This window comes from Flavobacterium magnum (genome assembly GCF_003055625.1).
Taxonomy (GTDB): Bacteria; Bacteroidota; Bacteroidia; order Flavobacteriales; family Flavobacteriaceae; genus Flavobacterium; species Flavobacterium magnum.
The window spans coordinates 1,480,874-1,496,482 of sequence record NZ_CP028811.1; the positions used below are offsets into that span (position 1 = coordinate 1,480,874).

The 15,609-nt window shown below is 45.9% G+C and carries 14 protein-coding genes; 4 read left to right on the top strand and 10 right to left on the bottom strand.

All coding sequences use genetic code 11. The features are described from left to right. Positions 1-39: 39 nt before the first annotated feature. The 8 genes from HYN48_RS06095 to HYN48_RS06130 form a co-directional block, all read right to left on the bottom strand. Positions 40-1,122 carry an alkene reductase gene (locus HYN48_RS06095; RefSeq protein ID WP_108370269.1) on the bottom strand — a complete coding sequence of 361 codons (1,083 nt, stop codon included), beginning with the start codon at positions 1,120-1,122 and terminating at the stop codon, positions 40-42. Between the two features lie 18 nt (positions 1,123-1,140). Next, positions 1,141-2,034, bottom strand: coding sequence for an NmrA family NAD(P)-binding protein (locus HYN48_RS06100; protein ID WP_108370270.1), 894 nt, complete (start codon positions 2,032-2,034; stop codon positions 1,141-1,143). A gap of 93 nt (positions 2,035-2,127) precedes the next feature. Beyond that, positions 2,128-2,877 carry a pirin family protein gene (locus HYN48_RS06105; protein ID WP_108373423.1) on the bottom strand — a complete coding sequence of 250 codons (750 nt, stop codon included), beginning with the start codon at positions 2,875-2,877 and terminating at the stop codon, positions 2,128-2,130. Positions 2,878-2,892: 15 nt separating this feature from the next. Further along, positions 2,893-3,837, bottom strand: coding sequence for an NAD(P)-dependent alcohol dehydrogenase (locus tag HYN48_RS06110; RefSeq protein WP_108370271.1), 945 nt, complete (start codon positions 3,835-3,837; stop codon positions 2,893-2,895). A 174-nt stretch (positions 3,838-4,011) separates the two neighbouring features. Continuing rightward, positions 4,012-4,734 carry a helix-turn-helix domain-containing protein gene (locus HYN48_RS06115; protein WP_108370272.1) on the bottom strand — a complete coding sequence of 241 codons (723 nt, stop codon included), beginning with the start codon at positions 4,732-4,734 and terminating at the stop codon, positions 4,012-4,014. A gap of 105 nt (positions 4,735-4,839) precedes the next feature. Continuing rightward, positions 4,840-5,754, bottom strand: coding sequence for a helix-turn-helix domain-containing protein (locus tag HYN48_RS06120; RefSeq protein WP_108370273.1), 915 nt, complete (start codon positions 5,752-5,754; stop codon positions 4,840-4,842). Positions 5,755-5,777: 23 nt separating this feature from the next. Then, on the bottom strand, positions 5,778-6,542 hold the full coding sequence (locus HYN48_RS06125) for an SDR family NAD(P)-dependent oxidoreductase (RefSeq protein ID WP_108370274.1): 765 nt from the start codon (positions 6,540-6,542) through the stop codon (positions 5,778-5,780). A gap of 234 nt (positions 6,543-6,776) precedes the next feature. Further along, a complete protein-coding gene (locus tag HYN48_RS06130; RefSeq protein ID WP_108370275.1) occupies positions 6,777-7,529 on the bottom strand; it encodes an SDR family NAD(P)-dependent oxidoreductase in 753 nt (250 codons plus the stop codon). Positions 7,530-7,649: 120 nt separating this feature from the next. Here HYN48_RS06130 and HYN48_RS06135 point away from each other — a divergent pair, with 120 nt between their 5' ends. After that, the gene (locus HYN48_RS06135; protein ID WP_245945996.1) at positions 7,650-8,003 is read left to right on the top strand and encodes a winged helix-turn-helix transcriptional regulator; all 354 of its coding nucleotides are present in this window, start codon (positions 7,650-7,652) and stop codon (positions 8,001-8,003) included. Positions 8,004-8,124: 121 nt separating this feature from the next. On the opposite strand, the gene HYN48_RS06140 is transcribed toward HYN48_RS06135, so the two are convergent. Beyond that, positions 8,125-9,039 (bottom strand): pirin family protein, encoded by a 915-nt coding sequence (locus tag HYN48_RS06140; protein WP_108370276.1) that lies wholly within the window; start codon positions 9,037-9,039, stop codon positions 8,125-8,127. A gap of 18 nt (positions 9,040-9,057) precedes the next feature. Next, positions 9,058-10,116, bottom strand: coding sequence for an NAD(P)-dependent alcohol dehydrogenase (locus HYN48_RS06145; protein WP_108370277.1), 1,059 nt, complete (start codon positions 10,114-10,116; stop codon positions 9,058-9,060). 386 nt (positions 10,117-10,502) lie between these two features. On the opposite strand from HYN48_RS06145, the gene HYN48_RS06150 reads away from it, so the two are divergent. The 3 genes from HYN48_RS06150 to HYN48_RS06160 all read left to right on the top strand — a co-directional run bounded on the left by HYN48_RS06150 (position 10,503) and on the right by HYN48_RS06160 (position 15,602). Next, positions 10,503-11,081 (top strand): TetR/AcrR family transcriptional regulator, encoded by a 579-nt coding sequence (locus HYN48_RS06150; protein ID WP_181248539.1) that lies wholly within the window; start codon positions 10,503-10,505, stop codon positions 11,079-11,081. Positions 11,082-11,273: 192 nt separating this feature from the next. Further along, positions 11,274-12,404, top strand: coding sequence for an efflux RND transporter periplasmic adaptor subunit (locus HYN48_RS06155; RefSeq protein WP_108370279.1), 1,131 nt, complete (start codon positions 11,274-11,276; stop codon positions 12,402-12,404). A gap of 24 nt (positions 12,405-12,428) precedes the next feature. After that, a complete protein-coding gene (locus HYN48_RS06160; RefSeq protein ID WP_108370280.1) occupies positions 12,429-15,602 on the top strand; it encodes an efflux RND transporter permease subunit in 3,174 nt (1,057 codons plus the stop codon). The last annotated feature ends 7 nt before the right edge of the window (positions 15,603-15,609 follow it).

Sequence of the window (15,609 nt, forward strand, 5' to 3'; positions counted from 1 at the left end):
TTTTCTAATTTTTAAGTGATTTTTATTTGTGTTGTTATTTTATGCGTTTAAGAATGGATAATCTATGTAACCCTGGTCGCCGCCGCCAAACATTGTTGCGCGATCAGGCTCGTTAAGTGGTGCATCCAATTCAAATCGGGTGGGTAAGTCGGGGTTGGCTAAGAACAGTGTACCGAATGAAACCAGTTTGGCAATCCCTTTGTCAATTTCCGCTTCGGCTGAATGCTTGTCATAAGCGGTGTTGGCTATTACCACTTTATTAATCATCTTTCCGAACAGCTCAATTTCGTCATCAGCCGGATAATGCGATGCGGGCGGGAAATATGGACTACGCCTCATCAGTTCTACATAAGTGAAATCTAATTGGTTTAGTTTTTCTATCAGGTAATTATAGGTAGCAACCGGGTTATCCAAAACCATATCGCCATAGGGATGAAACGGTGACAGTTTGATACCTACTTTATCACCACCCACTGCATGGATCAATTCCTGCATCACCTCCAATACAAAGCGCGCCTTGTTTGGAATGCTGCCACCATATTCATCTGTTCTCTGGTTGGCACTTTCTGCCAAAAACTGATTGGGCAGGTAGCCATTTGCCGCGTGAAGTTCCACGCCATCAAAGCCCGCCTCAATAGCATTTTTAGCGGCCTGGCCGAAATCCTGTACGGTTTGTTTAATTTCTGCAACGGTCATTTCCTGTGGAATTTCGTAATCCTTCATTCCCTGCGAAGTGAAATGTTGCATTCCCTGAATAGGAAGTGGTGAAGGAGCTAGTGGTTTTTTGCCATTTCTATCGGTAGAGTGCCCGGCGCGGCCGGTGTGCCATAATTGGGCTATGATGATGCCGCCATTGTCGTGCACTGCTTGGGTTACTTTTTTCCAGGCTTCAATTTGTTCCTGTGTAAAGATTCCCGGTGTAAATGGGCTGCCGGTCGCTTCTTCACTGATTCTGATGGCTTCAGTAAATAGGAGCCCGGCGCTTACTCTTTGTGTATAGTATTTTACTGTTGATTCACCAACGATGCCGTTGCTATCGGCACGGCTTCTTGTCATGGCCGACATTACCATTTTGTTTTTCAAGGTTAGCTTTCCTAACGTTGTTTTCTGAAGTAGTTTCATTTTGATTTTTTTAAATTGTTAATTAGCGTAAAGTGGTGCGTAGATTTCAGCTGCAAATTCTTCAGCAGTTGTTGGGGTAGTAGTTGACGCATCTCTCTTTTGGAAGTTCATGAAGCCGGTTTTGATTGCCGTTCCCATTTCTAAAAGGTTGTCAACAAAATCTTCGGAAAAGCCATTACCCAAAAATGCTTGCTTTGCCTGGTTGACCGGTAATTGGACGAATGCTAAATCAGGATTTCCAATTGCTTGCCCAATGATGGCAGTAAACTCACTCATAGTGTAATTTTTGGGTCCCATCACAGCCTGAATAGTTTTACCTGTGAAATCAAGATTTGCTAAATGGCCGGCGGCTATTTTGGCAACATCCTTAGTGGCAACCATTGGGATTGATGTGTCACCGTCTGCAGTTGTACTGTTGAATCCCATTCTTTTAACCACATGAATTGTTCTTAGAAAGTTCTCCATGAAATAGGCAGAGCGGATATGCAATACATTTACATCCTGCAACTGATTTAATCTTACTTCCTGCTCGGCAGTTCCTGCCATCATTCCGTTACCTTCGTGCATGTGAGAACCAACACTGCTCATATTTACAATGTACTTGATGCCTGATTTGTCGATAGCTTCAATAATTCTTCCTGTTACATTTCTTTGATAAAGCCTTGTGTTTTCTGCTTTTACATTGTCAGGCAATAATACAAATGCGCTGTCGGCATTTTTGAAGGCTTTGGTTAAGACTTCAACATCAGTTATATCAGCTGCGATGATTTCTGCACCCGAACCGCGAAATTTTTCTAGTTTTTCTGTGTGTCTTGCTATCAAGGTTACCTGATGGCCATCGTTTAAAAGATTCTCAGAAATTTTGCTTCCAACAGTTCCTGTTGCTCCGAGTATTACTATTTTTCTTTTCATTTTCGTTTAAATTTTAATGTTTAATTACAGTACAAAGATGTTGTGATTGCGCGTACAAAACTTGTATCAAATCACTGTTCTGGATGGGTTTCGTTATTGTAGATTACCAATATACATACCGCCGTCAAAATGAAGCGCATCGGTTTTGGTGCTAAACAAAACGATGTCAGTGGTTTCAGTTGCCCGAAATGTTGGACTGTCCTCTTCAATCAGTGCGCTTTCTCCTGAGTTCAGTATGAGATGGTCTTCAATGGTTACTTTTCCATCGAATACGTAGAAAAGGAATACCACATTTTCACATGGTGACTGCGGAAGATGAATTTCTTTGCCCGCTTCCAACCGCAAATCCAGCAACCAGGTACTGCTTCTTATTTGTAGTGGGTAATCTGCTCCGCTACCAGCGATTTTACGCCATTGATTAACGCTGTATATTTCCGGTAAATCGTAAAACTGAACTTGTGGCGGAAGGTTGCTTACTTCCGGACGGATAAATATTTGCATTCCTTGTAAAATGCCACCTTCTTCTAAAACCCGCTCTTCATGACTGAATTTTGAACCCGCGTTCATCATCATCAGTTTTTGATTGGATAATATGGCTGTATGTCCTTCAGAATCGAGGTGGTTTACCTTACCGCTTCTGAGATAGGTCAGTATTTCATCCTCTTTATGCGGATGCATCGGAATGACTGTTCCGGGGGTGATGTACGCGTGGTCAATCCTGCCAATCGTAGAAAAACCAGTGTCATGCAGTTGAGGCCGGATTAGTCCGGGATATAATATCTGTATTCCAAAACCGCCATGCTGTTTACCATACTTGATGGTATTGTCAATTTTAGTTATCATGACCTTACCATTCAATTAGTTTACCTCCACAACGACTTTGCCGGTAAATCCGCCTTTTTCAGCATATTGATAGGCTTCTTTTGTCTGCTCAAATGGAAAAGTTTTGTTGATTTCAATTTCCAATCCGTTCATTAATGCACCTAAGAGGATATTGGTGTATTTGATTCCCGGATTGGAAAGGACAACGACATGTTTCTTTGCTGTAAACAGGTTGTTTACCATTGAAAAAAGAATTTCAATGGGCTGCGGCGTTACATTAAGAAAAATGGATTTTGGCAACATGATTGCTCTTGCATTTTTGTAACCCATTTTGCCCGATAAATCGATAACAACATCACACATCGCTTTTTGGGATAGCACATTTTGACTGGTGTAATCAATGACTGTATCGGCACCCCATTTTTTAGCGTAGGCAACCCCTTTACTACTGGTAACGGCTGTTATATGGGCCCCATGTTGTTTTAACAGTTGCAGCAAAACCATACCGAAACCACCGGTAGCACCATTTACCAAGATGCGCGTTTTTGAATTAATCTTACCCATTTTCCCTATTGCGGTTACAGCTGCCGTGCCCACCACCGGGATAGCGGCTGCCTGCGCATAACTGATGTTGTCGGGTTTTTTCCATACCAATGCTGCCGGTACCGCAACATATTCTGCCGATGCACCTTCCTTCATCATGTTGTTAACCACTCCAAACACCTCGTCACCAATTTTGAAGCCGCTTACAGCAGATCCTGCATCGGAAACAATGCCCGAAAAATCTACGCCTGTATGCTTTGGGAATTTGGACCCTGACATTAATTTCATTGCTCCGTTTCTGATTTTCCAATCCATCGGATTTACGGAAAAGGCTTTTACTTTTACCAATACCTGGTCAGGCCTAATGGTTGGCATTGGTTGTTCAATAGTTTGCAAAACTTCTGTGTTTCCAAACTTTTTATAGGCTATTGCTTTCATAATTGTGAATTTTAAACGTGATTATCTGATATGGCAAAATTGCAGATAACCTGCCTGGTAAACTTGTATCAAATCACTATAGTAGCTTGAAGTGCATCATGGGTAATTGTAAAAAGAAAAGGCTACCAACTTTAAAAGCTGATACCCTTTTAGAAGGAGAGTAACGACAAATTTTCAGTAAATCTGTATTAAGTCGCTGCTGTATTTCAATGCCTTTGGTGGCATCCCGAACATTTCATACATATATTTATTGAGCTGGGGCAGGTCATAAAAACCAGTGTCGTAAGCGATATCGGTAAGGCTTCTTTCTTTGTCGGTTAATGTGATGTAGATGGCCTGCCGCAAACGTGTCCAAAGTAGGTATTTTGACAAACTGCTTCCCGTTTGTTGTTTGAATAATGACGCCAAGCGCGATGGTGACAAGTACACCCTATCTGCAAAGGTTTGCGGGGTAATATCTGATCGAAAATAGTTTTCCCTAATGTACTCCACGATTTTGGTAACCCTTTCATCGTAATTGACTGCCGGTGTTTTAGACAGCAGCGCGTCAATCAGGTCAGGGGCGTTCATACTTTCTTTAGCCGTTTGAAAAAACGCATTGGTTTCAGAGGGTGACCCAAATACAACACAATCTTCATTTTCCTTAAATCGGGCCGACAATTCCAATCCAATAGTAGAATAGGGCTCTATATTCAGCACATTCAATGTCCCTTTTTCAGCCATACATAAATGCCTGACGTGGGGTTTAATAAGAAAGCCGTGAATGCGTTCGTGCATTTCGCCATTAATGGTTGAGTTGAACGGTGTGTCATTAGAAACTACAATCTGATAGGCAGCATGATGATGAATTTCAACCGTAAGGTTACGTGCCTGTAGGCCCAGAATGAATGGATTCATGATCAGCTGGAATTAAAATTCAAAAATAGCAATTCCGCGTTGCTTTATACACCCTCCAAATCATTCTAAATAATTTTGCAATAGTTCTATCAGTTTTGACCTTGATCAATTGAAAGAACTTCGAAATTCCAATGGAGACAAATTCGTTTTAACCTTGAACAATTTAGAAAAACTCTGACTATGCTCGAAACCTAAATCAAAGGCTATTTCTGAAACTGTCAGTTCGGAGGTGGACAGTTTTTCTTTGGCCTTCGCTATTAATTTTTCGTGAATATGCTGTTGCGTGGTTTGTCCTGTTATTGATTTTAGCAAGCTACTCAAATACATTGGAGACAGGTTCAGTGATTGGGCAACATGCTGCACGGTGGGCAGTCCTGTTGTGCTGCCATCATTGAAATAGTCATCAATAATCCGTTCTACCTTTTGCAAAATCTTGTGATTAGCAACCTTACGGGTTAAAAATTGCCGTTGGTAAAAACGGTCGGAGTAATTAAGTAACGTTTCAATTTGGGAAATAATGATACTTTGGCTGAACTGGTCCATAGTACCGGTATACTCCTGTTCGACATTTTTTACAATGGCATTAAGCGTTGCTTCCTCCTTTTCAGAAAGAAACAACGCTTCGTTTACGGCATAATCAAAGAATTCATATTGTTTTATGCTTGTTGCCAAGGGGGTATTCCATAAAAAGTCAGGATGTATCATCAATACCCAGCCACTTTTGGGCGTGGCCATTTCTGCAATGGTCTCGATACCGAAAACCTGATTCGGGGCAATAAAGAACATGACACCATCATCGAAATCATAATGATTTTGACCGTATTTAAATTTTGCCCCAATGCTTCGTTTGATGGATATATGATAAAAGTCAAATACAAAATTCTTATGATGAATTTCTTTTGAACATTCAAAGGCGCCATAATCAAATAGGCTGATCAATGGATGTTGCGGTGAAGGCAATCCTTTCATTTTGTGAAACTCGGCAATGGATTTTACCCTATGTACCTGATTTTGATTCATACTTCAAAATTACAAATTAGTTGTCATACCATCATTCCCCCGGACAATTCAATCCGTTGTCCATTCATCCAAGCTGCTGCCGGTGTACATAAAAAAGCGACAACACCGCCAATGTCTCCAGGTTCGCCAACACGTCCCAACGCTGTAATTGATGCTATGGCATTGCGCTTATTTTCATCGGATTTGTTTGAACCACCGCCAAAATCAGTGGCAATTGCTCCTGGTGCAATGACGTTGGCTGTAATTTGCCTACCGCCCAATTCTTTGGCCAGGCATTTGGTGTAGGTTTCGACAGCGCCTTTCATACTGGCATAGGCAGACACATTAGGAAAGGAGATCCTCGTTAGCCCTGAAGAGATATTCACAATCCTTCCGCCGTCATTTAGTAGCGGCAGCAGTTTTTGAGTCAAGAAATAAACGCCTTTGAAATGGACATTCATCATCAGGTCAAATGCCTCCTCTGTGGTCTCATTTACGGAGCCATATACACCGGCTCCGGCATTATTGATTAAAAAATCAAAATGAGGTGAACCCTCGTGTTCCTGTAAGTGCTGACTTAACTGATTCACAAATTCGTCGAAAGATTTAACATTGCCCACATCTAATGAATAAGCTACCGCTTTCTGCCCCATTGCAGATACTTCCGCTACCACCTTATCTGCTTCAACCGTATTAGTGTTATACGTGAATACGATGTTGTTTCCGTTTTTAGCCAAATTAAGGACCATATCCCTGCCTAATCCACGGCTTCCGCCTGTCACTAATGCTATTTTACCTTTTGTTGACATCATTTCATTATTTAAAAATTAGGGTACAAAGTTCCGTAGTTGTAAGGTATACGCTGTAGTCAAATTATAGAAAGTTGTAGCCTTAATTTGTAGATTGATTGTATTCCAAACATCTTAATCCTAAAAAAGTAACCTCTGAAGTAAATACCATAGTCTTATCGTGGGTTGGCATTATAATAATGAAAAGCCAGGTCTCACGACTTGGCTTTTCATTTAATGGTCCTCTTAATGGTTTTACAATCCGTAAAGTCCGCCGGCAACGGTTATTTTCTCACCGGTAATCCAACCTGAATCGTTAGAGGCTAAAAAAACGGCCACTTTCGCAATGTCGTCAGGATGGCCTATACGACCAAGAGGCGTCTTTTCAATGATGGTCTTTTCCAGTTCACTACCAGTGATTCCTGCTGTCCGTGTACCTTCGGTTTCAACACCTCCGGGAAGGATAGAATTGATTCGGATATTCCTGCCGCTAAACTCTTTTGAAAGGGCAACGGTAATCGCATCTAATGCCGCTTTTGTCGCCGAATATTCAGCCATCATGGCCAGAGGCGTAGTACTTACTCCTGAGCTGATATTGATAATTACGCCGCCGGTACTAAATAGTTTTACAGCTTCTTTGATGGTCAGCAAAGGACCCAAAACGTTTACATCAAAAAGCTTGTGGAAAGAATCCTCAGTAACATCTTCAATAAATGCCGCAGGATAAATACCGGCATTGTTTACTAAAATGTCTAGTGTGCCAAAAGTATTTTTGGTTTCTTCGAAAAGTCTGGTTATATCAGATGATTTTGATATATCGCCTTGAACGGCAACGGCATTACCTCCCTTTTCAATAATCGATTGCACCACTTTTTCAGCATCTTGTTTATTGGAAGAATAGTTTACAACCACTTTTGCCCCTTCTGCGGCAAAATGTTTTGCTATTGAAGCACCTATTCCTTTTGAAGCGCCGGTAACAATTGCCACCTTATTTTTTAATTTGCTCATATTATATTTTTTAAATTATGAAGCAAAATTAAAACACGCTTATTTATTTTAGTAACTTTGTTACCAAAAGTTACAATATCATCGAAGTAACCCGGTAACCTTAACGTAACAAGATTTAACATGAAATGCAGTGAATTCACTACAGACCAGCATAAGAAAGAAATGATGGCGGTTCAGGACTCCATGGACGTCTTAAGCGGAAAATGGAAAATTTCTATTATCTCATCCATTTGTTATTACAGCAGGAGACGCTTCTCAGACGTACTTAACGACATTCCCGGCATTTCGAACAAGATGTTGAGTAAGGAATTGAAAGAGTTGGAAATTAATAAACTGATCAAGAGAACAGTCCTCGAGACCCAACCGATAACGGTACAATACGAACTTACCGACCATGGGAAAACATTGCAGACGATCATTAGGAACCTGACGGCATGGGGAATTGAGCACAGAAAAAAAATAACCAATGAGTGAGCATCACGATGCTTCATCAAAAACACCACACTGTAGGGCTTCAGTCCTGGCCGCATTCCAAACTCAATAAAAAATCCCAAAAGATGCTGCTTTTGGGATTGTGTTTAATTAAACTGAGTAGTTACGAAAGCGGCTCGGGTCGCGGCGGACCCCCGGCCGGTTTCGAACTGTCGTCGGGTAAAGGTACGAATTCATGATTGTCATTCGGGGGCAGTATGATACGCCCCTGTTTCCAGTCTTCTTTGGCCTGTTCGATGCGTTCCTTCCTTGACGATACAAAGTTCCACCAGATGTAACGGTCTCCCAGGGGTTCACCACCCAAAAGCATCAGCGTGGAAGTCTCGAGCGCGGTGATCAACGGGTCGACGCCCTTGGTAAAAACCAGCATCTGCCCTTTACTGTATTTTACGCCCGACACTTCGACACTGCCATTCACAATATAGAAAGCCCTTTCGGAATGTTCTTTTGGCAGCCCGAACCGCGCGCCTTGCTCCAGCAGGACGTGAAGGTAAAACAGCGGTGACTTTGTTTTTACGTCATTGCGCAATCCATACGCCTCGCCGGCAATGAGGCGCATCCAGATTCCCTTGTCCGTAAAAACCGGAAGCCGGTCTGCGCTGTAGTTGTCGAATTCCGGACTCGATTCTTCGTCTTTTTCAGGCAATGCTACCCAGGTTTGTATCATTTCCAGTCCGCCTGTCAGGGCTGCGGGATCTTCAAAGCGTTCTGAGTGCGAAATGCCGCTGCCGGCGGTCATCCAGTTGACTTCGCCGGGCCTGATGATTTGCTGTACGCCAAGGCTGTCGCGATGGGTTACCTGTCCGCCAAAAAGGTAACTCACGGTTGATAACCCGATATGCGGGTGCGGCAATACGTCGAGTGACTGCGGATTAGCTGGCAGATTTGTAACCGGCCCTGCGTGGTCCATGAAGATGAAAGGCCCAACCATCCTCCGTTGGCGAAACGGCAGGATGCGCTGCACTTTCATGGACTCGCTGATGGCTGCGGTACGGGATTCAATGACGAGGTCTAACATAGCTTTTGGAGTAAACGGCTAGCTTTTCAACGAAGCCATGTCAATCACAAATCGATACTTTACATCGGCTTTTAGCAGGCGCTCGTACGCGTGGTTGATATCCTGCATGTTGATCATCTCAATTTCAGAGACGATGTTGTGCTCGCCGCAGAAGTCGAGCATTTCCTGTGTTTCCTTGATGCCGCCAATCAACGAGCCCGCTACCGATTTTCTTCCAAGGATCATCGGCACCGAATTCAGGATGGGTTCCAGTCCGCCCAGGTAACCTACCAGTACCAATGTTCCGTTGATGTTCAGCGTGGCTACATAAGGGTTTACGTCATGCACATACGGCACGGTGTCGATGATTACGTCGAATTTACCTGCCACCGATTCCATCTGCGCATCGTCCGTTGAGATGATGATTTCATCTGCGCCCAAAGACCTGGCTTCGTCTATCTTGCCCGGAGTCCTGGAAAACAGTGTAACTGATGCGCCGAGGCCTTTGGCCAGCTTGATTGCCATATGCCCTAAGCCGCCCAATCCGACGACAGCGACTTTACTGCCTTTGCCCACATTCCAGTGACGCAATGGAGACCAGGTGGTAATGCCTGCGCAAAGCAACGGCGCCACGGCCGCGAGGTTGAGGTTTTCGGGAATTTTCAGTACGAATTCCTCAGTGACGGTAATGCTTTCCGAATATCCACCGTGCGTAGGCTGGTCCAGGTATTTATCATTCCCGCCATAGGTGCCTACCCAACCGTTCTGGCAATATTGTTCTAGATCCTGACGGCAGCTGCTACAGGTGCGGCAAGAGTCGACGAGGCAGCCTACGCCGGCGAGGTCGCCGACTTTAAATTTTGTGACTTCACCGCCGACACTCGTTACGCGTCCCACGATCTCATGACCGGGAACCACAGGATAGGTTGTCCAGCCCCAATCGTTGCGGGCGGTGTGCAAATCAGAGTGGCAGACCCCGCAGTAGAGGATTTCGATCTCGACGTCAGTCGGTGTTGGCACGCGTCGTTGGATGGTTAACGGTTTTAAATCGGCGTCGGGTGCGTCAGTGCCAAAGGCTTTTGTGTTTTTTGTTTCCATAATTACTTGAGTGGTGTATCAAATGAGCAGCCGACAGTTGTGTTTTGAAGGATCGGCTGACTTGTAAATTTAATGATTTTATGGTTGCGCAGCGTTAATTTATTGTAATCATATTCGTTCATCCAAAGTCCGGCTGCGCCACGATTATCGCGGATCTGCGATACTGTCAATTTGCGCCGCGTGAGGGATAGCAGCGGAAAGCCCACAGCGAGGAACGAGTGAGGACTTGCAGCGGATAGCCCGGCGGCAGCGGCCCTGAGTGCGTGATATCTGTACAGATGAAACCCCGCTGCCGACACGCCAATACAAAAAAAATAAAAATATTTTTAATTTTGGAATGCTTGTTCCAAAATAGTTTTTATCTTTGCCCAAGAAATTTCCACAACATGGCACGCAGTGTAGAATTTAATGAAGCTGAAACGATCGAGAAGGCGATGAACGTCTTCTGGGAGAAAGGCTATCATGGCACGTCGATGCAGGATCTGGTGGAGGCGATGCAGATCAATCGCAGCAGTTTGTACAACACAATTGGTGACAAGCATTGCCTGTTCCTGAAATGCATCAGTACGTATGCTGAGGCGGGCATGGCGGAAGTGAAAGCGAAAGTGGCGCGTGAGACCTCGGCACTTCAGGCCCTGATCAACATCATCCGCGATAAGGCTGCCTGGGTGGTCGATTGTGAGAAAGGCTGTCTGGGTGTCAAGACGATTTTCGAGATAGCGCCCGAAGATGCGCAGGTGCGTAACCTGTTGAATAAGAATAACGAGATGTATCTTGAGTTCCTGACCGAACTCGTGCAAAGGGCGATTGATGACGGGGAGCTCGACCGGTCTGAAGATGCGGCCATCGTGGCGGAATACATCCTGACGACTTTTACCGGATGGAAGCAGGCATACATACTGCATCGCAACCCGATTGCCATCAGGAAGATGTCGGAGTTCCTGATAAAAAGCATTACGAAATAAATTTTTTTTGCCAATTTTCTGGAACGTTTATTTCAGAAAATCATCAGGGGGATCAAGATAAAAACGGCAGTTTTTTTGGAACATTCGTTTCAAAATTAAGGCTATGGATTAAGGATAAACTGCTGAGAATCAGCTACAATTTTGAAACAATCATTCCAGAATAATAATTTTAAACCAAAAATCAATAACCATATGAAAGTAGTGATTTCTTTTAGCCTGATGGCTTTAATCCTGATGGGGTGTGCCAATAAAAACGAAGGCGCCCCAACCGCCCCTCCGGCGAACCTGCCCGTGATGGACGTAGCCTACCAGTCGGCTTCGACTGAAACGGAGTTTCCTGTAGCCATACAGGGCAAGAACGATGTCGAAATCCGTCCGCAGGTCAACGGCACGCTCGACAGGATTTACGTAGATGAAGGCGCTTACGTGAACCAGGGTGCCGCGCTGTTCAAAATCAACGACAACACCTACCGCCAGCAACTCAACAACGCGGTCGCAGGACTGAATGCTGCCGAAGCCGCCTTGGTCAATGCCCAGCTTGAAGTGGAAAAGCTCACGCCGCTCACGCAAAACAAGGTAGTGTCTGAGTACCAGCTTAAAACGGCCAAAGCCAATGTAGGCATTGCCAAAGCCAACGTGGCCGCAGGAAGGGCCGCCGTCGCCGCAGCGCAGATCAATCTCGATTATACGCTGGTCAAGGCACCGGTGAGCGGATACATCGGGCGGTTGCCCAAGAAACAGGGAAGCCTGATCAGTACCGCCGATCCTGAGGCGCTGACAAGGCTTTCGGATACAAAAGAAGTGTATGCGTATTTCTCGTTGGGTGAAAATGAGTTTATCAATTTTAAATCCACCTATGGGGGGGCGACCCTTAATGAAAAATTGAAAAGCCTGCCGCCGGTCTCGCTGGTGCTGTCCGATGAGTCGGTGTATCCGCAGACTGGAAAAATAGACATGGTCGACGGACAGTTTGATAAGACTACCGGTGCCATTACTTTGCGGGCCAAATTTCCCAATGCCGGCGGGCTGCTGCGGTCCGGAAACACCGGTAAGGTGAGGATCAGCCTGGCACATGACAGCTCAATCGTAATTCCTCAGGATGCTACGGTGGAGATCCAGGACAAGCTCTACGTATTCGTCGTCGATAAGAAGAATGCGGTGGCGCGGCAGCCCATCAGCATTTCAGGGAAAAGCGGCACCAATTACCTTGTAAAAGATGGCATCAAGACCGGCGACAGGATTGTGCTCAAAGGTTTCGAAAACCTGCCTGACGGCGCCGTCATCAATCCGGAAAGTCCGAAAAAAGTAGCATCCAAAATATAAGCTAACCTCCTAAAAACCATACACATGTTACAAAAATTTATTGACAGGCCCGTACTGTCGACAGTCATCGCTATTCTTATAGTGATCCTGGGAACCATAGGGCTCACCACGCTCCCCCTGCAACAATTCCCAGACATTGCGCCGCCGGCAGTGCAGGTGGTGGCCTTGTATCCGGGAGCCAATGCCGAGACGGTATTGCGTGCCGTAGCGCCTTCGCTGGAAGAAGCCATCAACGGGGTTGAGAATATGACCTACATGAATTCGACCGCGAGCAATGACGGCTCATTGGTCATCACGGTCAACTTTAAACTGGGCACCGATCCCGACCAGGCTGCGGTAAACGTGCAAAACCGCGTGTCACAGGCCACGAGCCAGTTGCCCGCGGAAGTGGTGCAGGCGGGTATCCAGACAACCAAAAAACAAAACAGTCTCTTGATGGTCGTCGATTTATACTCGGATAATGAGGCGCAATACGACCAGACTTTCCTGAACAATTATGCGCAGATCAACATCATTCCGGACATTAAGAGGATTCCTGGTGTGGGGCAGGCAGTGATTTTCGGGGGTAATAAGGATTATTCGATGCGTGTTTGGCTTAATCCGTCCAAAATGGCGAATTACAGGCTGAGCGCACAGGAAGTCCTTGCAGCCATCCAGGACAAGAACCTGGAAGCGGCACCGGGTCGTTTTGGCGAAAGCAGCAGCCAGGCATTCGAATATGTGATTAAATACAAAGGGAAGCTGAACAATCCGGGTGAATATGAAAATATCGTCATCCGTTCCGATGCGGACGGCTCGGTGTTGCGGCTTAAAGATGTGGCTCGGATCGAATTCGGCTCTTATTCTTACGGCAGCGGTACACGCATAGACGGCAAGCAGGGACTCAACATCGGAATTTTCCAGCTGCCCGGCTCCAATTCAAGCGACGTACAGATTGCAATCAGGGAGATGATGGAGAAAGCGTCAAAAGATTTCCCGAAAGACGTCAAACACCTGATTCTTTACAATACAAAGGATTCGCTGGATATGTCTATCGCACAGGTCAAGTCTACGTTAATTGAGGCTTTTATCCTCGTGTTCCTTGTCGTATTCCTATTCCTGCAGGATTTCAGGGCCACGCTGATTCCGGCCATTGCAGTTCCGGTTTCTATCCTGGGTACGTTTTTCTTCATGCAGGTTTTCGGGTTTTCTGTGAACCTCCTCACGCTTTTCGCCCTCGTATTGGCTATCGGTATTGTGGTCGACGATGCGATCGTGGTCGTCGAGGCGGTACATGAGAAAATGCACAGCAGGAAACTGTCTGCAAAAGCGGCGACCACTTCTGCCATGAGCGAAATTACCGGTGCAATCATTTCGATTACGCTGGTCATGTCGGCGGTGTTTCTTCCCGTTGGTTTTATGGAAGGCTCCACGGGTGTATTTTACCGCCAGTTCGCATTTACATTGGCGATTGCGATTGTGATTTCCGCCGTAAACGCGTTGACACTAAGTCCGGCGCTGGCCGCACTCTTCCTAAAAGACGTGCCGCACGACGAACATCATGAAATGCCGTCGCAGCCTAAAACGTTTAAGGAAAAATTCTTCGCCGGGTTTAACAGCGGTTTTACCAAGCTCACCAACAAATACATCAACAGCCTGCGTTTCCTGATTAAAAACCGCTGGATCAGTCTCGGTGGACTTGCCGTCGTGATTGCCGCCACAGTTTATATGGTCAAGACCACGCCGACCGGATTTATACCATCAGAAGACCAGGGGTTCATTGCCATATCGATGTCGATGCCTGCCGGTGCCTCACTGGAACGCACGAAAAACGTGATGAAAGAGGTGGAAGGTACGTTGGGCGACCTGCCGTCGAAAAAGGTGCTCAACATCATCTCAGGATTCAACATGCTCACACAGTCGACCAGCGCCTCAGCCGGCGTCGCATTTATCCTGCTGAAACCGGCCAAAGAGCGTGGCGAACACCAGGACATCAACGACATCATGAACGACGTGCGCGGCAGGCTGGCCGGAGTAAAAGGCGCGAATTTCTTCGTATTTACTTTTCCAACCGTCCCGGGTTTCAGCAATGTCGATGCGCTTGATATCGTGCTGAAGGACAAAACCGGAGGCAGTATCAGTAAATTCAGCGGCGTCAGTAATGCATTTATCGGGGAATTGTTCAAGCGTCCTGAAATTGCAGTGGCCTTTACCAGTTTCAAGGCTGATTTCCCTCAACTGGAAATGGAGGTGGATGACGTGAAGGCGCAGCAGCTCGGCGTCAGCGTGCGGGACATCCTGCAAACCATGCAAACCTATTATGGTAGCGCCCAGGCATCGGATTTCAACCGTTTCGGGAAATATTACCGGGTGATGGTACAGGCTGATGCAGGTGCGAGAACCACGCCCGAGTCGATAAACCACATCTTCGTCAAGAACAGGCAGGGCGAGATGGTGCCTGTGAGCACGTTGGTTACACTAAAACATGTCAACGGGCCGGAGACGGCTTCACGATACAACCTGTTCAATTCCATCGGGATTAATGCCATTGCCAAACCGGGATACAGTTCCGGTGCCGCAATCAAGGCCGTCCAGGAAGTGGCCGAAACCAAATTGCCGAAAGGCTACACCATTGAATTTTCAGGTTTGACCAATGAGGAAATCACCTCTTCAGGACAGTCGGCCGTCATTTTCGGGCTAAGTCTGCTGTTCGTATTCTTCCTGTTGGCCGCGCAGTATGAAAGCTACATCCTGCCGCTGGCGGTACTGCTGTCAATCCCGACAGGCATCTTTGGTGTGTTTGCAGCCATAGGGCTGACCGGCATCGAAAATAATATATATGTCCAGGTGGCCTTGATCATGCTCATCGGATTGCTGGCAAAAAATGCCATCCTGATTGTCGAATACGCCGTACAACGCAGGAAGGCTGGCAAGTCGCTGCTCGCGGCTGCACTCGAAGCGGCCAAACTCCGTCTTCGCCCGATCATCATGACTTCCTTCGCGTTTGTTGTCGGGCTTACTCCGATGATGCGCGCCACCGGACCATCGGCACTGGGGAACCATTCCATCAGTATCGGCGCGGCAGGCGGCATGGTTTCGGGCGTAGTCCTGGGTATATTCATCATCCCGGTATTGTTCATCATATTCCAGTATTTGCAGGAAAAAGTGACCGGCGTGCCGTTGGCTGTATTAAACAATGAAAAACAATCACCAAATTAAACCAAAA